Origin of the sequence: Pseudomonas farsensis, assembly GCF_014268805.2 — a bacterium.
Lineage (GTDB): Bacteria > Pseudomonadota > Gammaproteobacteria > Pseudomonadales > Pseudomonadaceae > Aquipseudomonas > Aquipseudomonas farsensis.
This window is the reverse complement of the sequence record NZ_JABWRF020000001.1, coordinates 200,741-218,575: the sequence shown is the minus strand read 5'-3', so window position 1 is coordinate 218,575 and position 17,835 is coordinate 200,741. Positions and strand designations below refer to the sequence as shown.

The following is a 17,835-nucleotide window of genomic DNA, read 5'->3' as shown; positions in this document are numbered from 1 at the left end:
CTTGCCCTGCGAAGGGTCGCAAAGCGGCCCCAGCGGGCATGCACTCAGTATGCCTGCGCAAGCGCCGTCAGCGCACCTGCTGAGCGCGCAACTGCGCAAGCACAGCATCCAGGGCGCGCTCGAACAGCAACCCGTCATCAAGCAGGCGAACCTCCCCCCGACGCAGGGCCACGGCCAGCTCGGCGCGGCTCCATTCACGCACCTTCATGCCGGTGCGGTTGGCAAATACCAAGCGGTCGCTGCAGTCGATACGCGCCACCAGCTTGCAGCGCAGCGCATCACCGTCATCCATCACCTCAACCCAGGTGCCCAGACGCAGGCGATCGACCTGATGCAGCGCAGGCTCCTCGGCAACGCCCGGCTGCCTCGGCGCACAGGTGGACTCATCCGCCAGCGCCAGCACGATGTCGGACTGCACACAGACCTGCGCTGGCACCTCGTCATCGGCCAGCGAGCCACCACAGGCACGCAGGTGCAGGCGCTCCAGTTGCTGGAAGAAATCGCGGGTGGCGGCTGAATCCAGGGCAACCCCGGCCAGCCCCTCACGCAGCGCCTTGAGCAACGCCGGTAATTGTTCAAGCAACTGCTCAGGTTGCGGGTGCGGCGCAATGCTGGCCAGCAACGCGTCGACCGTCGCCAGGCCCTCGGCCCAGGCGCTGGAAGCTTCGCCCTGCTTGAGCCAGGCCAGCAGCAGCACCTGGCTCCAGGCATGCTCAAGCATTTGCACCAGCGTCAGTGGCAACACACGCCCGCGCAAGCGCTGGTTCAGTTCATCCTGCACCCGCAGCCGCGCCTGCTGGGTACGGGCGCGGCCTTCTTCGGCGTCGCGGGTGCGCTGCTCCAGCAGTTCGTTACGCCGGCGCTCGTCCTGGCTGAAGGCCAGAAACTCGTCGAGCAATTCGTTGAACAGGCTGCAGTCTTCGGAAAAATCGTTGAGCAAGCGTTGCACCACACGCTCGACACGCAAGTGCAGGCTGTCGCGCAGGCCTTCGCCGTCGGTTTCCCAGCCAATCGCCACGGCGGCGATTTCGTTGACCAGGCGCCGCGCCGGGTGGGTGGCGCGGCTGAACAGTGTCTTGTCGAGCAACGCCACCTTGAGCAGCGGGATATGCAAGCGGCAGATCAGCGCGCGCAGGCTCTCAGGCAGGTTGTAGTCGTCCTGGATAAAGGCGAACAGCAACGCCACCAGGTTGATCATGTCTTCATCGCCAACGGCAATGCGCCGGCGCGTGCCGCTGCGCACGCTCACCCGCAGCAGCAGTTGTTCAAGCTGCTGGCCAAGGTCGAAGTCGTCCGACTCGCCCGGCGCCGGTACATAGTGTTGCAGGTGGGTCAGCAGGCGCAGCAGGTCGCTGGTGCTGATCGCCTGCACCGCGCCGGCACTCGACAGGCGCGGTGCGAACTGGCCACGGGCCGGCGCCAGCAAGTCGCCCAGCGCCGCGATGAACGCCTGGCCGGAACTGTCGGGCGTGGGGTCGTTGGCCAAACCATCGGCGCAAGGCATGCCAAGCGGGCTGCTGCGCCGGTCTTCGGCGCGGCGGCGCGGCGCAGGCAGCAGGTCGGGCAACACATCGGCGCTGGCCAGCAACTGGTTGGCTTCGCCATAGAGCTGGTCGAGGTCGCGCAACACATAACGCTCGAACAGCTTCAGCAACACCAGCTTGACGTTCAGGCCCACACCCAAGCTGCGCCCGGCGGCGAGAAAATAGCCACACAGGCTGGCGGGCCCCATAGGGTTGCGCGACTCATCCAGCTCGACGTCCAGCAATACGCTGAAGCGCAGGTTCAGTTGTTGCAGCACGAAGCCATCGCGTGAAAGCACCCGATCAACCATGCCCTGCACCGCCACTGCACGCTCCAGAGGGCCGTTGGCCGACGCAGGGGGCAGGCCCAGCTCGTAGGCGTCAGCCTGGCCGATACGCGAGAAGGCGTCGTAGAAGGTGTCGAGAAAGCCGCGCTCGATGCTCTTGCGCTTGAGGCGCAGGTCGCGCATGGCTTCGAAATAGAGGTTCTGGTCGGGGCGCCCGCTGGCCTTGTCGGCCATCTCGAACAGGGTGTCGTCGGCATTGTCGAACAACGCTTGCAAACCCTGACGCAGCTGCATTGCAGCCTTGTCGCGCACTTGCAGCAGCAATACCGGAAGGCAGGGCGAGAGCGCACGCGCGCCTCGGTCGATGGCCCCCGCCAGGGGCACCACCTTGCCTTCTTTATGCATCCGGAACTCCTTGCTGGATGTAGCGATATTCGACAGGACAGTACGTCAAAGCTATGACGCCAAATACAAGGCGCCATTATCTGCGAAAACGCCCATAGCCGCCAGCGGCCTTTTGTACGCCTGAACTGACCACGGTTTTGGCAAAAAGCTCACAACGCCTGACAAAAGGTCATCGCCGCCGCTGCTGTACAGCCCGCGCCCCTGCCCTATAATCGCCGCCATCTAGCTTGTGGAGCCGACCATGCCGAACCTACGCCTCGCCGACCTGACCGCCGAAATCGAAGCCAACGTGCGCCGTGCACTGCGCGAAGACATCGGCAGCGGCGATATCACCGCCGAGCTGATCCCGGCCGAGCGCCTGGCCACCGCGACCATCATCACCCGCGAAGACTGCGTAATTGCTGGTACCGCGTGGGTGGATGCGGTGTTCCGCCAGCTCGACCCGCGGGTTGCGGTGCACTGGCAAGTGGCTGACGGCGACCGCGCGGTGGCCAATCAGGCGCTGTTCCACCTTGAAGGGCCGGCGCGCTCGCTGCTCAGTGGCGAGCGTTCGGCGCTGAACTTCCTGCAGATGCTGTCGGGCGTCGCCACCCGCGCACGCTTTCTGGCCGACCTGGTCGAGGGCACCCAGGTGCGCCTGCTCGACACCCGCAAAACCTTGCCGGGCTTGCGCCTTGCGCAAAAGTACGCCGTCACCTGCGGCGGCTGCGACAACCACCGCATCGGCCTGTACGACGCTTTCCTGATCAAGGAAAACCATATCGCCGCCAGCGGTGGCGTGGCCGAAGCGGTTGCCGCCGCGCACCGCATCGCCCCAGGCAAGCCAGTGGAAATCGAGGTAGAAAGCCTTGATGAGCTGCGCCAGGCACTGGCGGCGGGCGCCGACATCGTCATGCTCGATGAACTGACCCTTGACGAAATGCGCGAAGCGGTGCGCATCAACGCCGGCAAGGCCAAGCTTGAGGCCAGCGGCGGAGTCAATGAAGAGACACTGCGGGTGATTGCCGAGACCGGCGTTGACTACATCTCGATTGGTGCCATGACCAAGGATGTGAAGGCGGTGGACCTGTCCATGCGCCTTAGCCTGTGAATTGATCGCGGGGCAAGCCCGCTCCCACAAGATCTCAGTCAGAGATCTCCATCAGGGGATGGCACGAGGCCGGTGCAGTGGGCCTATTACCGTCCTGGGCTTGCTCGGAGTGCCAAACCACCGCGAAAGGGCCGCAAAGCGGCCCCATCTGCCTCGATCAGAACGAAGCGTTGGCCAGCCCGTCCAGGTAGCGTTCGACGTCCAGCGCCGCCATGCAGCCAGCACCGGCCGAAGTGATCGCCTGGCGATAAACGTGGTCAGCCACATCGCCTGCCGCGAACACGCCCTCGACGTTGGTGGCGGTGGCATTGCCTTCACGGCCGCCATTGACCACCAGGTAGCCATCCTTGAGGGTCAGCTGGCCTTCGAACAGCGACGTGTTCGGGGTGTGGCCAATGGCAATGAATACGCCGTCGACCTTGATTTCATCGCTGCTGCCGTCGTTGTTCTTCAGGCGCGCGCCGGTCACACCCATGTTGTCCCCCAGTACTTCATCCAGGGTGGCATTGAGCTTGAGTTCGATCTTGCCTTCAGCGACACGGGCGTTGAGCTTGTCGATGAGAATTTTCTCGGCGCGGAAGGTATCGCGGCGGTGCACCAAGGTGACTTTGCTGGCGATGTTGGCCAAGTACAGCGCCTCTTCCACAGCGGTATTGCCACCACCTACCACAGCGACCGGTTTGTTGCGGTAGAAGAAACCGTCGCAGGTGGCGCAGGCCGAAACCCCTTTACCCATGAAGGTTTCTTCCGACGGCAGGCCCAGGTAACGGGCACTGGCACCGGTAGCGATAATCAGCGCGTCGCAGGTGTAGGTGCCGCTGTCGCCCTGCAGCGTGAACGGCTTGTTGGCCAGATCGACGGCATTGATGTGGTCGAAGACGATTTCGGTCTCGAAGCGCTCGGCGTGTTCCTGCATGCGCTGCATCAGTGCCGGGCCGGTCAGGCCATGGGGGTCGCCCGGCCAGTTGTCGACTTCAGTGGTGGTGGTCAGCTGGCCACCGGCCTGCATGCCGGTGATCAGCAGCGGCTTGAGGTTGGCACGCGCAGCATACACGGCAGCGCTGTAACCGGCAGGGCCGGAACCCAGAATGATGACGCGCGAATGACGTACTTCGGACATGACGAACTCCTGTCGAGCGGGCCGCACCGTCAAGGTGGCGGTTGCGCCAGCTGGAATTAAAAAGGGCCTACGCAGCACTTGGGGAAGCACTACAACGCGTCGGCCCTGAAACGAAAAGTTGAGCGCACTGTAGCGAGGCCGCAGAGATTAAGGAAATATCCTTCGACAATCCACCTTATAGGCACTCTCTATTTGCGAAGAATCGCGCCACTTGCCAGCCGCGCCCTTTGTTACACGCCGTTTCGCAGTGCTCGGCCACCTTCCGTCAGCGCAACAAACTCGGTAAGGTCAGCGCGTTTTCCACACGCGGAGCCTTCCCATGCAAGCCAATGTTCTTTCTGGCCCTCAATACCTGCGCGAGGGCCTGAAGCTTGTGCTCAGCCCTGGCCTGCGCCTGTTCGTGCTGCTGCCCCTGGCAGTGAACCTGCTGCTGTTCTGCGGCCTGATCTGGTTTGCCGGCCAACAGTTCAGCACCTGGCTCGACCACCTGATGCCCACCCTGCCCGACTGGCTCAGCTTTTTGAGCTATGTGCTGTGGCCACTGTTTGTGGCGCTGTTGCTGCTGATGGTGTTCTTCACCTTCACGATGCTGGCCAACGTGATCGCGGCCCCATTCAACGGTTTCCTCGCAGAAAAGGTCGAGGTGGTGCTACGCGGCGAGGATAACTTCCCCACGTTCAGCTGGGGCGAACTGGTCGCCATGGTGCCCCGCACCTTTAGCCGCGAAATGCGCAAGCTGGGGTACTTCCTGCCACGGGCCATCGGCCTGTTCATCCTGTCGCTGATTCCGGTGGTCAATTTGATTGCCGCGCCGCTGTGGCTGGTGTTCGGCATCTGGATGATGGCTATCCAGTACATCGACTACCCAGCGGATAACAACAAGATGAGCTGGCAGGACATGCTCGCGTGGCTGCGCAGCAAGCGCTGGCAGTCGCTGGGTTTTGGCGGCATCACCTACCTCGCCTTGCTGATCCCGTTCGTAAACATCCTGATGATGCCGGCAGCGGTTGCCGGGGCCACCTTGTTCTGGGTTCGCGAAGAGGGGCTGGCTAAAAAGACGGAGCGGTAGATAGGTACGCTCCTCGACACTTCACCCTATGGCTCAATCATCTGCGCCACCTGTTGGCATTCATATCAAGAGGATAAGCAGATGAATGACGATGACAAAACCAAAGAAAAGGAAGTAGTACCGAACCTCGACGGTGAAGGCTCGGTGATCATTGATGAGGGCGGTATTGATCCGGATGAATCGGTAATTATCGACGAGGGCGGTATTGATCCGGATGAATCGGTAATTATCGACGAGGACGGTGACGGCACCGTGGATCCACAGGTCGTTGATCCAGACGTCGATACAGAGGTCGATCTAGAGGTCGTTGATCCAGAGGTTGTTGATCCAGAAGTCGTTGATCCACCAGAAGTCGTTGATCCGGAAGTCGTCGATCCGGAAGTCGTCGATCCAGAAGTCGTCGATCCGGAAGTCGTTGATCCAGAAGTCGTTGATCCAGAAGTCGTTGATCCAGAAGTCGTCGATCCGGAAGTCGTTGATCCGGAGGTAGTCGACCCAGTAGATCCAGAGATCAAGCCAGAACCTCAGGGCCCAATTGACCCCGATGGCCCGCTGGGCAATCTGCGCGAAACCGGCCGCATGGGCCCTCCCCTGACCAACGAGCAACACGATGCCTTCGGTTTGGTACAGGAAAGCGTTTACGCGGTGCTGATGGAAGTACTGCCAAAGCATGGACTGAATGCCACTGGACATTGGCTCATCTCCAACACCGATGATGCCTCCGACCGGCTACCTGTCGATATCTATCTGACCTGGGCAGTGATTACCGGAAATCTGGAAACTTCTGACCAACTGCAGTACGGCTTTTACGGGGAAAGCATCATGCGCGATGAAGGCAACTTCGCAGCCGCCCTCAACGAAGCGTTCGCGCAGATGTTGGCAATGGACATCATCGCCTGATCTTCCAAAGCTGGTTAACGGGGGCAGGCACAGCAGTTCATTCTGCGGCATCCCTCTATCAGGCACTCAGCCGACCAGCGCCTCTGATTAAAAAGGAATATTGCACATGACCACAGCTTTTGAAACGCACCAAAACAATGCTAGCGAGTTGCTCGATAAAGCCTTGCAGGAACAAGGTATCGATCAGCCCGCCGATCAAATCTACATCAACAGCGTCAACAACCATACCGAAAAGCTAGTGATTCATAGTGAATCGCTGCCTGTCTTGGTAGCCAACGCCCTCCTCGACAACGAACGGCCCAACATTACCGCAAGTTTCAGCGGTGTGTTCTCAGTCGCTTACTCGTTCGAAGATGAATATCGTATCGATGGCGAAGAACAGAGCATCGAAACGTTCGCCGCTATCGCCGGCGAGGTTTATGACCAGCTGATTGGCTGAACCAACATCGCGCCTGCGTGATGGAGCCCATCAAGCAGGCGTGCCTGGGCGCTGCAGGCCGGCCTACGCTCAGTTGTTCAACTGGCTGGAAAACTGCCCCACCGCATCCACTACCTTCTTCGCCCCTTCCTGAATCTCGACGATCACCCCACCTGTATCGGCAGCCAACGCCAGCCCTTGCTCGGCCTGGCGCTTGCTGGTGTCGATGATGTCGACCGCCGCTTGCGCGAGCTGCTCGTTCTGCTGCACCACCTTGGCAATCTCTTCGGTAGCGCTGCTGGTGCGCGAAGCCAACTGACGCACTTCGTCGGCAACTACCGCAAACCCTCGGCCTTGCTCACCGGCGCGGGCAGCCTCAATAGCGGCGTTGAGCGCCAGCAGGTTGGTTTGCCCGGCAATGTCACTGATGGTCTTGATGATCGCGCCAATGACCTTGGACTGTTTGTCCAGGGCCTGAATGCCCTCGGCGGCGTCCTGCATCGAACCTTCCAGGCCGCGCATCACCTCGACTGTCTGCGTGACCACTTCGGTGGCTTTGCGTGCACTGTCGTCGGTTTCAAGCGAGGTGGTATAGGCAATGTCAGCAGCCTGGGCGACGGCTTGCTCCTGGTTGACCTGGTCGGTTACCACGGTTGCGAACTTGACCACTTTGTAGAGCACGTCATGGGCGTCGAAGATCGGGTTGTACGAAGCCTCCAGCCATACCGTGCGACCATGGGCGTCAATACGCTTGAAACGCCCGGCCACGTATTCGCCACGGCGCAACTGGTCCCAGAACGTCTTGTAATCGCTGGAGTTCACCTCCTCGCCATCGCAGAAAATGCGGTGATGCTTGCCGCGCACCTGCTCAAGGCTGTAGCCCATACTCTTGAGAAAGCGATCATTGGCCGTCAGCACCACACCTTCAAGGTTGAACTCGATCACTGCGGTGGAGCGCATCAGCGCCTTGATCAGGCTCTCGTGCTCGCGAGAGGCTTCGATGGTGCGGGTCAAGTCGCTCGAATGCAGCGAAAAATGCTTGATGCGCCCGTTGGCGTCTTTGACTGGCTGCAGAATCGAGCGCAGCCAGGCCTCATCGCCGTTACCCCGCAGCAAACGGAAAGCGCCGTTGAGGTGCTCGCCACGGGCGATGGCGGTTTTCATGCGCTGGTAGAAATCGAGCTTCTTCACATGGGCCGGAATGATTTCTTCGATGTTGCGCCCAAGCAATTGCTCGGCACGGTAGCCCATCTCGCTCTCGAAATTGCCGTTGACCGACTCGATACGCCCCTGCGGGTCCAGCTGCAACACCAGCATCTCGCTGTCGAGGCTGTTCTTGACCTGCTCGACCGACAATAGCTCTTCACGCAGTTGCTGGATTTCTTGCTTCAGTTTGCTGTTGAACATCACCGCTCTCCCGGAGCGTACACCTATAGGCGAATGCATTTGCATCGGCTCGGGCGGGTAAAGCTTGATTGACCTTGCGCAAAAAAAAGGTGCGCAAGACTACCCGTTTTGCGCTGGTTATTTGGCGTCACCTGCTCGTCACAAAAACGCCACATGAGCGCAACCCGAGCGGCGCAGACTTTGCCCCATGAACACACCGCCCATGCGCATTACCCTGGTCAGCGAAACCTTCCCGCCGGAAATAAATGGCGTGGCCAATACCCTGGGTCGGTTGAGCGATGGGCTGCGTTCGCGTGGCCATCAGGTCGAGCTGGTTCGCCCGCGCCAGCCCAGCGACTCAGACACGGCACACACCGATGACCTGCTGCTGTGCCGGGGCTGGCCAGTGCCAGGTTACCCTGGGTTGCAATGGGGCGAGTTGTCGATGCACACGCTGTGGCGGCGCTGGCGCCGGCAGCGCCCGGATGTGCTGTATATCGCTACCGAGGGGCCGCTTGGGCTGAGCGCGCTGCGCGCGGCGCGGCGCCTGGGTATCCCGGTGGTCAGCGGTTTTCACACCAATTTTGCGCAATATTGCGGGCAGTACGGCCTGGGGCTGCTGACGCGGATGCTCACCCACTACCTGCGCTGGTTCCATCGGCGTACCGCGATCACCCTGGTGCCCAGCGCCAGCCAGCACCTGGAGCTGGAACGGCGGGGTTTCGAGCGGCTCGGGCTGATGGCACGCGGCGTAGATGCCTGCCTGTTCAACCCGGCCCGGCGCAGCGTCGCGCTGCGTGAGCAATGGGGCCTCGGCGCGGATGACATTGCGCTGCTCTATGTGGGGCGAATCGCCGCTGAAAAGAACCTGGCGCTGCTGCGCCCGTGCCTGCTGCAACTGCAGAAGACTTACCCACAGCGCCGGATGCGCCTGATTGTGGTCGGCGACGGCCCGTTACGGACAAACCTTGAGCAGCAGTGGCCCGATACGCTTTTTTGCGGTGCCCAGCGCGGCGAGGTGTTGGCCGAACATTACGCCAGCGGCGATATGTTCCTGTTTCCCAGCCTGACCGAAACCTTCGGCAACGTGGTGCTTGAGGCGCTGGCCTCGGGGTTGGCAGTTGTGGCCTATGACGAAGCTGCCGCAGCCCAGCATATTCGCCATGGCCACAGTGGCGCGTTGGCGATGCCGGGGGATCAGGCGGCGTTCATCGATGCCGCTTGCTGGCTGCTCGAACAGGACGAGACATTGCGCCGGGTACGCCTGAATGCCCGCCAGCACGCCAGCCGCCAGGGCTGGCCGGCAATCATCGAGCAGTTCGAAGGTTACTTGCAGCAGGCCTGCCGCGAGGGCATGGCGGTTGCGTCACCCTCCGCCAGGGTGACGCCCGACATCAGCTAAGCGCTTTCTCGATGGCCTGCACCACGCCTGGGTCGTCCGGCGCAGTGCGCGGGGAAAAGCGCGCCAGCACGCGGCCGTCCTTGCCCACCAGAAACTTTTCGAAATTCCAGCTGATATCACCCGGAAACTCCGCGCCCTCCCCCGCCAACAGGCGATACAGCGAGTGGCGCTGCGGGCCGTTGACCTCAAGTTTGGCGCCCAGCGGGAAGCTGACCCCGTAGTTGAGGGCACAAAACGCCTGAATGTCCTGTTCGCTGCCAGGCTCCTGCCCGGCAAACTGGTTGCACGGCAAGCCCAGCACATTGAACCCTTTGCTCTTGTACTGCTGGTGCAGTTTTTCCAGTGAAGCGTATTGCGGCGTCAGGCCACACTTGGAGGCAACGTTGACAACCAGCACCACCTGGCCCTTGAACGGAGCCAGCGGCAGATCGTCGCCGTTCAGCGCTTTCAACGTCAGCTCGTGAAATGCACTCATGATCTATCCCCTCTGAGGTTCCTGGTGGTCGCAAGGGCGAATCGCGCCCACTAAAAAGGCGCGCGGCCAAGCCGTCGACCCTCCCGAGGAGGGCTGCAACGGCTTGCCCGAGCGCCTGGCGACTCTCTGAGCGTAGCGCAGAAAATCAGTGGTGATGGCCACCTTCACCGTGGATGTGACGGTGAGCGATTTCTTCTTCGCTGGCATCACGAACATCGACCACTTTGACCTGGAAGGTCAGACGCTGACCGGCCAGTGGGTGATTGCCGTCAACGGTGACGTCGTCGCCGTCGAGGTCACGGATGGTGACGATCTGCATCTGGCCGTCCGGCGCCGAGGCGTGGAACTGCATGCCGACTTCCAGCTCGTCGACGCCTTCGAACAGGCTGCGGTTCAGGGTGCTGACCAGCTCGGCCAGGTATTCGCCGTAGGCGTCTTCTGGCTCGATGGAAACGTTCAGCTCGTCACCGGCCTGCTTGCCTTCCAGGGCTTTTTCCAGGCCTGGGATGATGTTGCCGGCACCGTGCAGGTAAACCAGCGGGGCGCCACCGGCGGAGCTGTCGATGGTCTCCCCGGCGTCGTTGGTCAGGGTATAGTCGATGGAGACTGCCTTGTTGGCGGCGATCAGCATGGGGCAAGACCTTTTGCAAAAGAAAGTAGAGCGTGGAAGTGTAACCAACGCATCGCCCGATTGCGAACCGACCATGGGCGAAGGGACGCCCGTCAGTCTGATCACAGGGTTCGATCAAGACCAGGACGGCCATTGGGTCGTGGCACTTTCCTGCGGCCACACCCAGCACCTGCGCCATCAACCGCCCTGGCAAGCCCGGCCCTGGGTGCTCGACAGCGCCGAGCGCCAGCGCCGTATCGGCCAGGCATTTGCCTGCGGCTGGTGCGCGCAAGGGGTGGTTAGCGCTACCCTTGAACACTGATTTTTCTTGCAGCGCTTATTTCGAGAAGCACCCATGCAGACATTTTTCATCGCACCGACCGATTTCGGTGTGGGCCTCACCTCCATCAGCCTGGGCCTGGTCCGCACCCTGGAGCGCGCAGGGCTCAAGGTCGGGTTCTTCAAGCCCATCGCCCAGCCACACCCTGGCGACACCGGCCCGGAACGCTCCAGCGAGCTGGTTGCCCGTACCCACGGCATCAAGCCGCCAACCCCGCTGAGCCTGGGCCATGTCGAGCGCATGCTGGGCGACGGCCAGCTGGACGAGTTGCTTGAAGAAATCATCCGCCTGTACCAGCAGGCCTGCGTCGGCAAGGATGTGGTGGTGGTCGAGGGCATGGTGCCCACCCGCCATGCCAGCTACGCCGCGCGGGTCAACCTGCACCTGGCCAAGAGCCTGGACGCCGAGGTGATCCTGGTCTCGGCCCCCGAAAACGAAGTGCTCAGCGAGCTTTCCGGCCGGGTCGAGTTGCAGGCCCAGCTGTACGGCGGCCCGCGCGACCCTAAAGTGCTCGGGGTGATTCTCAACAAAGTCCGCACCGACGAGAGCATGGCCGAATTCGCCACGCGCCTGCGCGAGCACTCGCCGCTGCTGCGCGGCAACGACTTCCGCCTGCTCGGCTGCATCCCCTGGCAGGCTGAACTCAACGCCCCGCGTACTCGTGACGTGGCCGATCTGCTCGGCGCCCAGGTGCTCAACGCCGGCGACTACGAACAGCGGCGCATGAACAAGATCATCATCTGCGCACGCACCGTGGCCAACACCGTGCCGCTGCTGACCTCCGGCACCTTGGTGGTGACCCCGGGCGACCGTGACGACATCATCCTGGCGGTGAGCCTGGCGGCGATCAACGGCGTGCCGCTGGCCGGCCTGCTGCTGACCAGCGACAGCAAGCCCGACCCCCGCATCCTGGAACTGTGCCGGGGCGCGTTGCAGGCCGGGTTGCCGATACTTTCAGTGAGCACCGGCTCCTACGACACCGCCAACCAGCTCAACTCGCTGAACCGGGAAATCCCGGTGGATGACCGCGAGCGCGCCGAATTCATCACCGATTTCGTTGCCACCCACCTGGACGCGGCATGGCTGCATCAACGCTGCGGCACCCCACGCGAGCTGCGCCTGTCGCCGGCGGTGTTCCGCTATCAATTGATCCAGCGCGCTCAGCAGGCCAACAAGCGCATCGTCCTGCCCGAAGGCGCCGAGCCGCTGATGGTGCAGGCTGCCGCCTTGTGCCAGGCGCGGGGTATCGCCCGCTGCGTGCTGCTGGCCAAGCCCGATGAGGTGGCCGCCGTCGCTCGCGCCCAGGGCATCAGCCTGCCGCCGGATCTTGAAGTACTCGACCCTGAGCTGATCCGCGCCCGCTACGTCGAGCCAATGGTCGAGCTGCGCAAGAGCAAGAACCTCAACGCGCCGATGGCCGAGCAGCAACTTGAAGACCCCGTGGTGATCGGCACCATGATGCTCGCCCTCGGCGAGGTCGACGGGCTGGTTTCGGGCCTGGTGCATTCCACCGCCAATACCATCCGCCCGGCCCTGCAGTTGATCAAGACCGCGCCGGGCGCAAGCCTTGTGTCGTCGGTGTTCTTCATGCTGTTCCCGGACCAGGTGCTGGTGTACGGCGACTGCGTGATGAACCCGCACCCAAGCGCCGCGGAGCTTGCCGAGATTGCCCGGCAAAGCGCCGAGTCTGCCGAGTCGTTCGGCATTGCGCCGCGGGTGGCCATGCTCAGTTATTCAAGCGATTCGGCCGCAAGCGACGAGGAAGTGGAAAAAGTCCGTGAGGCCACCCGCCTTGCGCACTTGGCCGAGCACGGCCTGCTGATCGACGGCCCGTTGCAGTACGACGCTGCCGCCAACCCGGACATCGCTCGCCAACTGGCGCCTTCAAGCCCGGTGGCCGGGCGCGCCACGGTATTCGTGTTCCCCGACCTCAATACAGGCAACACCACCCACAAGGCGGTGCAGCGCAGCGCCGATTGCGTCAGCCTGGGGCCGATGCTGCAGGGCCTGCGCAAGCCGGTGAACGACCTGCCGCGCGGGGCGCAGGTGGATGACATCGTGCATACCATCGCGCTGACCGCGATCCAGGCCAGCAACGTGCGCTAAAAAAATCGCGGGGCCAGGCCACTCCCACAAACTTGTGGGAGCGGGCTGGCCCCGCGATCAGTTTCAGCCAAGCGGCTCAGGGATACTGCTGCACAGTGCCCTGCTGGTCATACTGCTGGCCAGGAATCGGCTTGAGGTTGACCTCGACGCGGCGGTTCTGCGCGCGGCCATTGGCATCGGCGTTGCTGGCAATCGGCTGGTCCGGGCCCATGCCACGCACGCTCACCCGCGAAGCATCGACACCTTGCGAGGTCAGGTAGGTGCTGACCGACTGGGCGCGGCGCTGCGACAGGTCCATGTTGTGCTGGCGGCTGCCGGTGCTGTCGGTGAAGCCAACCACTTCGATGGTGTTCTGGTTGAACTGCTTGAACGAGTTGGCCAGGTTGTTCAGTGGCGCATAGAAGCTTGGCGAAATGTTCGCAGAATCAGTGGCGAAGGTAATGTTGCCCGGCATGATCAGCTTGATCTGGTCACCCTGGCGCTGCACTTCAACGCCCGTGTTGGCCATTTTCGCGCGCAGCTCGGCTTCCTGCTTGTCGGCGTAGTAGCCGTAGCCCGCAGCGGCAGCGCCCACGGCAGCGGCGCCAATCAGCGCGCCTTTGCCACGGTGGTTATGGTCGATGGCAGCGCCGGCAATGGCACCTGCCAGCGCGCCCAGCCCGCCGTACTTGGCTGTTTTGCTCATGCCACCGGAACCCTGTTCCTGCCCCTGGCTCTGGCCGTCATAGGGGTTGGGGCTGGCGCAGCCGGACATCAGCGCGGCGGCGGTTGCGACAATAATCAGACGACGCATGGTGAACATGGACAAGCTCCTACTGAATTCATAAGTACAGCGGATCGCATACGGATCTGTGCCGGGCTTGGATCACAGCGAAGCGCAAAGATTCCATGAAACTTCAGGCACGCACGAATGGGTTCTCGCGCATTTCTTCGCCGAGGCGGGTATCCGGGCCATGGCCGGTCACCACGATGGCCTCTTCATCCAGACGGTACAGCCGCTCCTTGATGGAACGAACGATAGCCCGTTGATCGCCCCCCCACAAATCGGTCCGGCCAACCCCCCGGCGGAACAACGTGTCACCGGCAATCAGCAGCTTGTGTTCGGCGAACCAGAAGCTCATCGAGCCAGGCGTATGACCGGGCGTATGCAGCGCCACGCCACAGCCACAGGCCAGTTCCTCGTCATCGGCCAGCCAGCGGTCTGGCGCCGGGACCGGGGTGTAGGGCACGCCGAACATCTGGCACTGCATTTCAAGGTTGTCCCACAGCGGCTGGTCATCCTTGTGCAGATGCAGCGTGGCACCGGTCAACGCCTTCAGGCGCCCCGAGGCGAGAAAATGGTCGAAGTGGGCATGGGTGTGGATGATGCTCACCAGCGTCAGGCCATGGTGCTGCAGGCGGGCGAGGATCTTCTGCTCGTCACCGCCCGGGTCGACGACGATGGCTTTTTTAGTCAGCGGATCGCCGATCAGCGTGCAGTTGCACTGCAACGGGCCGACGGGGAACGTTTCGCGGATGAGCGATACCGGTAGGTTTTGCATGGGGGGACTCATCAGTCAAAGAGTGTCTGAACGCGCGCAAGTGCATCCAGTATTACCGCTTCGGGGACGGACTCGACACGCACGGCGTTTCTCGCTGTAAGGTCTACGCTTCGAATCTGGTTGCAGAGCATGACGCCCTGCGTCAGCGTTCCCGCGCCGCTCAATGTCACCGCAAAGCCTGCATGCCTCGCAAAATCGCCACCCTGGGATATAGGTGCGATTACAGCAAGCCCTGAAATGTTAAATGAGCCAGGAGTCAACACCAGTGCCGGCCTGCTGGCTCCTTGCTGCTCCCGACCCACGGTGGGATCAAGGCAGATCTGGACAATGTCACCTCTGGCAAACCGTCCCCGCCTCATACCTCACGCCCCACCGGACGCATCGCGTTCCATTCGGACATGTCTTCGGGCTCAGGCGCGTCAAAGTCGCACTGCGCCATAAGTTCATCCAACGTGTACTGCGGCCTCGGCCTGACCGGTTTGAGAACCAACGTTTCACCGGCCGTGTCCAGGCTAAGGGTGGAACCAACTCCCAGACGCAATTGCTTGAGAACCGCGGCAGGCAAACGAATAGCTGCGCTATTGCCCCATTGCTGAATTTTGATCTGCATAAGTATCTCCCAAGGTAGATACATAGTAGAAACGCTCCCGCTCAAAGCAAGTGAAATGTAGAAACGAAGTATCTACATTGTCACCCTACGAAGCTTTGCAAAAGCCCATCTAGTACGAGCAGGATGCATCCTACGCGATCTTGGGAAACAGCTTAAAAATGGTAACACCGCGCTGTTTGCCACGCATATCCAAGCGCCGGCACTCAGGGCAGATACAACCTGAACAACCCGCCCCCCAAGGCCCCGCCGTTGGCGATCTCGATGCGCCCGCGCACGCCGTTGCGCTCGTGCAGCGCAGCGATGCGGGCGGCGAAGTACAGGCCGAGGCCGGTGCTGCCGCTCTGCGCGTCGATGCCTTGTACATAGTCGTGCTGGCGCTCGAGCATGCGCTGTGGATAACCGGTGCCGTCGTCGTTGACGCTGATTACCAGTTGCTCGCCCTCCTCCTCGATGCTGATCAGCAATGCGTGGCCGGCGTAGCGCGTGGCGTTGGTCAGCACGTTGCCGACCACCGAGGCCACCAGTTCGCGGTCGAAGAAGCCCAGCGGGCTGGCGGTGTCGATGCGCCAGGTAGCAAGGATATCGCGGTGCAGCAACACCTCTTGCTGGGCGGCGAGCTGGGCTTCGATGAAGTCGTCCAGCTCGTGGTAGTCCGGGCACACCGGCAACTGGTTGACGCCCAGCTTGTAAAGGCCCAGCAGTTGCACCAGCATGCCGTTGAGGTGGCTGAACTCGTGCTCCATGATGCCCTGCTCGGTGCCGCCCTGCAGCTCTGCAGGCAGGCGCGCCAGCCACTGGTTGTGGGTCTGGATCAGCACCGACAACGAGTTTTTCAGGTCATGCACGGTGGAGGCAATCACCGTGGAAAAATCCAGCCCCTGATTGTCCTGACTCATGCGCCGAATACCCGCAGATGCAACTTGCGATAGCGCTCATAGCGGCTGTCGCTCTTGGGAATACCGCCCACGCTGGTCAGGCAGTTGCGACACTCTTGCAACAGCGCCGGCGGGGTCACCTCACCACCGATGCGCAACAGCGCCTGGGCGGTGTTGAGGGCGATACTGATGTTCTTGGGCTGCAATGCCAGGGCCTTGCGGAACATGCCAAGGGCTTCGCTGAGCTGGCCGCCCTGATAACTGCGCACGCCTTGGCGGTTCAGGTCGACCGCCTCGGTCACCGCCCCCAGCACTGTCGGGTCGTCGGTCAGCTTGGCGACGCTCTGCATCACCTTGGGGTCGTCGCCGTAGGTTTCGACACAACCTTTGAGAATCGAGCTGCCTGCCGCGTCCTGGCCGAGCTGCTGCAACTGCTTGGCCACCGTCAGCGCAGCCTCTACCGAGAAGAACTGGTCCATCTTCTCAAGCCGCTGCATCGCCTGCTCGGTGAGCTTGGCTGCGGTTTCGGCATCGCCGGCCTGCTGCAGGCTGGCGGCTTTCATCAGCCGTGCGCGCACTTGCAGGCCCTGGTCCTCGACATGCTCCTTGGCCACTTCGCTGAGCACGGTATTGATTTCAACCCGAGTCCGGGCATCGAGGCCGTTGCCGACGTTCTTGTTCATCAGGGCCTGGGCCAGGCCCAGGTTGCTTTCGGCGCTCTTGTAGCGCGAACTCTGGCCTTGGCTTACCGCATGGCGGAACGCCTTGGAAGCGCTGTCGAAGTCGGCGTTTTCCAGCGCCAGCTTACCCAGCGCGGCCTGCCGGCGTACTGCCAGCGGCGACAAGCGCACCGCTTCTTCGAGCATATGCTGGGCGCGCTTGCTCTCGCCCTGGGCGATCAAGGCTTCGGCCATCCCGTCGTAGAGGCTGGGCATGATCGGGAAAGCCTTGAGCGCCTGCTCGAACACACCTTGGGCCTGGGCATGCTGGCCGCGCTTGAGCATCAGGTTGCCCAGTGCCGCATACACCCATGGCTGTGGCCGGCTGGCGAGGATGCCCTTGAGGAACTTCTCCAACTCATCGAACCGGTTGAGGTCGCGCAGGGCGTCGGCGCGGTAGCGCAGGCACAGTGGGGCGAAGCGCGGGTCCTGTTTGCACAGTTCGGCGCAAGCCACCAGCACCTGGGCCGGCTGGCCGCGGTCAAGGGCCTGCAGGATCGGTTTGAGCAAGGTTTTGCGCTGCACCAGTTTTTCCAGCCGCTGGGCAAGCCCCACGCGGTTGAACGGTTTGGTCAGGTAGGCATCCGGTTCATGCTCGATGGCGCTGAGCACGATGGCCTGGCTACTCTCGGCGGTCACCATGATGAACACGCATTCATGGCTGATCAGCTTGTCGAGCAGCAGGTCTTCGAGCACCTGCTGGCCGTTCTTCTTGCCGTCGCCCAGGTGAAAATCCTGAAGCACGAAGTCGTAGCGCTTCTGCCCGCACATGCGCAGCGCCTGCTCGCCGCTGTCGGCGGTGTCTACGTCGCGCACACCCAGTTCGCGCAGCATCGAGCGCGTAGAGGTACGAAAGTCGGTGAAGTCGTCGACGATCAGAAAGCTTTTTTGCCCGTACTGCAGCATCAAGACGACCTGTATTGAAATAATTGAAAAAAAGCGCGTAGCGACGCGTACCG

General features: G+C 62.1%; 17 protein-coding genes and 2 pseudogenes. 7 read left to right on the top strand and 12 right to left on the bottom strand.

Annotated features, from left to right (window positions below; all coding sequences use genetic code 11):
* Positions 1–67 precede the first annotated feature (67 nt).
* Positions 68–2,215 (bottom strand): DUF1631 domain-containing protein, encoded by a 2,148-nt coding sequence (locus HU719_RS01030; RefSeq protein ID WP_186536437.1) that lies wholly within the window; start codon positions 2,213–2,215, stop codon positions 68–70.
* Positions 2,216–2,456: 241 nt separating this feature from the next.
* Here HU719_RS01030 and nadC point away from each other — a divergent pair, with 241 nt between their 5' ends.
* Positions 2,457–3,305, top strand: a complete 849-nt coding sequence (gene nadC / locus HU719_RS01025; RefSeq protein WP_186520288.1) for a carboxylating nicotinate-nucleotide diphosphorylase — start codon at positions 2,457–2,459, stop codon at positions 3,303–3,305.
* Between the two features lie 157 nt (positions 3,306–3,462).
* Here the strand turns inward: nadC and trxB are convergent, their stop codons facing one another.
* Positions 3,463–4,425: a thioredoxin-disulfide reductase gene (gene trxB / locus HU719_RS01020; RefSeq protein WP_186520287.1), complete on the bottom strand. Its 963-nt coding sequence runs from the start codon at positions 4,423–4,425 to the stop codon at positions 3,463–3,465.
* A 319-nt stretch (positions 4,426–4,744) separates the two neighbouring features.
* On the opposite strand from trxB, the gene cysZ reads away from it, so the two are divergent.
* The 3 genes from cysZ (at position 4,745) to HU719_RS01005 (ending at position 6,833) form a co-directional block, all read left to right on the top strand.
* Positions 4,745–5,494: a sulfate transporter CysZ gene (gene cysZ / locus HU719_RS01015; protein WP_186520286.1), complete on the top strand. Its 750-nt coding sequence runs from the start codon at positions 4,745–4,747 to the stop codon at positions 5,492–5,494.
* An 81-nt stretch (positions 5,495–5,575) separates the two neighbouring features.
* Positions 5,576–6,394 carry a hypothetical protein gene (locus HU719_RS01010; RefSeq protein WP_217843687.1) on the top strand — a complete coding sequence of 273 codons (819 nt, stop codon included), beginning with the start codon at positions 5,576–5,578 and terminating at the stop codon, positions 6,392–6,394.
* Between the two features lie 106 nt (positions 6,395–6,500).
* Positions 6,501–6,833, top strand: coding sequence for a hypothetical protein (locus HU719_RS01005; protein WP_186536435.1), 333 nt, complete (start codon positions 6,501–6,503; stop codon positions 6,831–6,833).
* A 69-nt stretch (positions 6,834–6,902) separates the two neighbouring features.
* Here the strand turns inward: HU719_RS01005 and HU719_RS23795 are convergent.
* Positions 6,903–7,325 (bottom strand): annotated as a pseudogene (locus HU719_RS23795) (methyl-accepting chemotaxis protein); the annotation flags it as partial.
* A 165-nt stretch (positions 7,326–7,490) separates the two neighbouring features.
* Positions 7,491–8,129: pseudogene (locus HU719_RS23790) on the bottom strand (PAS domain-containing protein); the annotation flags it as partial.
* Between the two features lie 277 nt (positions 8,130–8,406).
* Here HU719_RS23790 and HU719_RS00995 point away from each other — a divergent pair.
* Complete coding sequence (locus tag HU719_RS00995; protein WP_186536432.1) at positions 8,407–9,600, top strand: glycosyltransferase family 4 protein; 1,194 nt, start codon at positions 8,407–8,409, stop codon at positions 9,598–9,600.
* On the opposite strand, the gene HU719_RS00990 is transcribed toward HU719_RS00995, so the two are convergent.
* Both HU719_RS00990 and HU719_RS00985 read right to left on the bottom strand, forming a co-directional pair.
* Positions 9,593–10,075 (bottom strand): glutathione peroxidase, encoded by a 483-nt coding sequence (locus tag HU719_RS00990; protein ID WP_186520281.1) that lies wholly within the window; start codon positions 10,073–10,075, stop codon positions 9,593–9,595. The two genes, HU719_RS00995 and HU719_RS00990, sit on opposite strands and share 8 nt — an antisense overlap.
* A 145-nt stretch (positions 10,076–10,220) precedes the next feature.
* Positions 10,221–10,706: an FKBP-type peptidyl-prolyl cis-trans isomerase gene (locus tag HU719_RS00985; protein WP_016501463.1), complete on the bottom strand. Its 486-nt coding sequence runs from the start codon at positions 10,704–10,706 to the stop codon at positions 10,221–10,223.
* Here HU719_RS00985 and HU719_RS00980 point away from each other — a divergent pair.
* Together HU719_RS00980 and pta are read left to right on the top strand one after the other, a co-directional pair.
* Positions 10,705–11,007, top strand: a complete 303-nt coding sequence (locus HU719_RS00980; protein ID WP_186536444.1) for a DUF3565 domain-containing protein — start codon at positions 10,705–10,707, stop codon at positions 11,005–11,007. The genes HU719_RS00985 and HU719_RS00980 overlap by 2 nt on opposite strands.
* 33 nt (positions 11,008–11,040) lie before the next feature.
* Positions 11,041–13,131, top strand: a complete 2,091-nt coding sequence (pta, locus tag HU719_RS00975) for a phosphate acetyltransferase (RefSeq protein ID WP_186536430.1) — start codon at positions 11,041–11,043, stop codon at positions 13,129–13,131.
* Between the two features lie 76 nt (positions 13,132–13,207).
* On the opposite strand, the gene HU719_RS00970 is transcribed toward pta, so the two are convergent.
* From HU719_RS00970 to HU719_RS00945, 6 genes are all read right to left on the bottom strand, one after another.
* Positions 13,208–13,933, bottom strand: a complete 726-nt coding sequence (locus HU719_RS00970) for a YiaD family glycine zipper/OmpA-like lipoprotein (protein WP_186536429.1) — start codon at positions 13,931–13,933, stop codon at positions 13,208–13,210.
* A 94-nt stretch (positions 13,934–14,027) separates the two neighbouring features.
* Positions 14,028–14,672 carry an MBL fold metallo-hydrolase gene (locus tag HU719_RS00965; protein ID WP_186520278.1) on the bottom strand — a complete coding sequence of 215 codons (645 nt, stop codon included), beginning with the start codon at positions 14,670–14,672 and terminating at the stop codon, positions 14,028–14,030.
* Between the two features lie 11 nt (positions 14,673–14,683).
* A complete protein-coding gene (locus tag HU719_RS00960) occupies positions 14,684–15,031 on the bottom strand; it encodes a type II toxin-antitoxin system ChpB family toxin (protein WP_186520277.1) in 348 nt (115 codons plus the stop codon).
* Complete coding sequence (locus HU719_RS00955; protein WP_225917090.1) at positions 15,028–15,282, bottom strand: AbrB/MazE/SpoVT family DNA-binding domain-containing protein; 255 nt, start codon at positions 15,280–15,282, stop codon at positions 15,028–15,030. The genes HU719_RS00960 and HU719_RS00955 overlap by 4 nt, the downstream gene beginning before the upstream one ends.
* 203 nt (positions 15,283–15,485) lie before the next feature.
* Positions 15,486–16,178 carry a sensor histidine kinase gene (locus HU719_RS00950; protein ID WP_186520275.1) on the bottom strand — a complete coding sequence of 231 codons (693 nt, stop codon included), beginning with the start codon at positions 16,176–16,178 and terminating at the stop codon, positions 15,486–15,488.
* Positions 16,175–17,782 carry a tetratricopeptide repeat-containing response regulator gene (locus tag HU719_RS00945; RefSeq protein ID WP_186520274.1) on the bottom strand — a complete coding sequence of 536 codons (1,608 nt, stop codon included), beginning with the start codon at positions 17,780–17,782 and terminating at the stop codon, positions 16,175–16,177. The genes HU719_RS00950 and HU719_RS00945 overlap by 4 nt, the downstream gene beginning before the upstream one ends.
* Positions 17,783–17,835 lie beyond the last annotated feature (53 nt).

Bases quoted from the DNA above. Each gene is read 5' to 3' on its own strand.
- HU719_RS00970 (WP_186536429.1), bottom strand. From the start codon at position 13,933: ATGTTCACCATGCGTCGTCTGATTATTGTCGCAACCGCCGCCGCGCTG.
- nadC (WP_186520288.1), top strand. From the start codon at position 2,457: ATGCCGAACCTACGCCTCGCCGACCTGACCGCCGAAATCGAAGCCAAC.
- HU719_RS00950 (WP_186520275.1), bottom strand. From the start codon at position 16,178: ATGAGTCAGGACAATCAGGGGCTGGATTTTTCCACGGTGATTGCCTCC.
- HU719_RS01010 (WP_217843687.1), top strand. From the start codon at position 5,576: ATGAATGACGATGACAAAACCAAAGAAAAGGAAGTAGTACCGAACCTC.
- HU719_RS00955 (WP_225917090.1), bottom strand. From the start codon at position 15,282: ATGCAGATCAAAATTCAGCAATGGGGCAATAGCGCAGCTATTCGTTTG.
- HU719_RS00965 (WP_186520278.1), bottom strand. From the start codon at position 14,672: ATGCAAAACCTACCGGTATCGCTCATCCGCGAAACGTTCCCCGTCGGC.
- HU719_RS00985 (WP_016501463.1), bottom strand. From the start codon at position 10,706: ATGCTGATCGCCGCCAACAAGGCAGTCTCCATCGACTATACCCTGACC.
- cysZ (WP_186520286.1), top strand. From the start codon at position 4,745: ATGCAAGCCAATGTTCTTTCTGGCCCTCAATACCTGCGCGAGGGCCTG.
- HU719_RS01005 (WP_186536435.1), top strand. From the start codon at position 6,501: ATGACCACAGCTTTTGAAACGCACCAAAACAATGCTAGCGAGTTGCTC.
- HU719_RS00990 (WP_186520281.1), bottom strand. From the start codon at position 10,075: ATGAGTGCATTTCACGAGCTGACGTTGAAAGCGCTGAACGGCGACGAT.
- HU719_RS01030 (WP_186536437.1), bottom strand. From the start codon at position 2,215: ATGCATAAAGAAGGCAAGGTGGTGCCCCTGGCGGGGGCCATCGACCGA.
- HU719_RS00980 (WP_186536444.1), top strand. From the start codon at position 10,705: ATGGGGCAAGACCTTTTGCAAAAGAAAGTAGAGCGTGGAAGTGTAACC.
- HU719_RS00995 (WP_186536432.1), top strand. From the start codon at position 8,407: ATGAACACACCGCCCATGCGCATTACCCTGGTCAGCGAAACCTTCCCG.
- HU719_RS00960 (WP_186520277.1), bottom strand. From the start codon at position 15,031: ATGAGGCGGGGACGGTTTGCCAGAGGTGACATTGTCCAGATCTGCCTT.
- pta (WP_186536430.1), top strand. From the start codon at position 11,041: ATGCAGACATTTTTCATCGCACCGACCGATTTCGGTGTGGGCCTCACC.
- trxB (WP_186520287.1), bottom strand. From the start codon at position 4,425: ATGTCCGAAGTACGTCATTCGCGCGTCATCATTCTGGGTTCCGGCCCT.
- HU719_RS00945 (WP_186520274.1), bottom strand. From the start codon at position 17,782: ATGCTGCAGTACGGGCAAAAAAGCTTTCTGATCGTCGACGACTTCACC.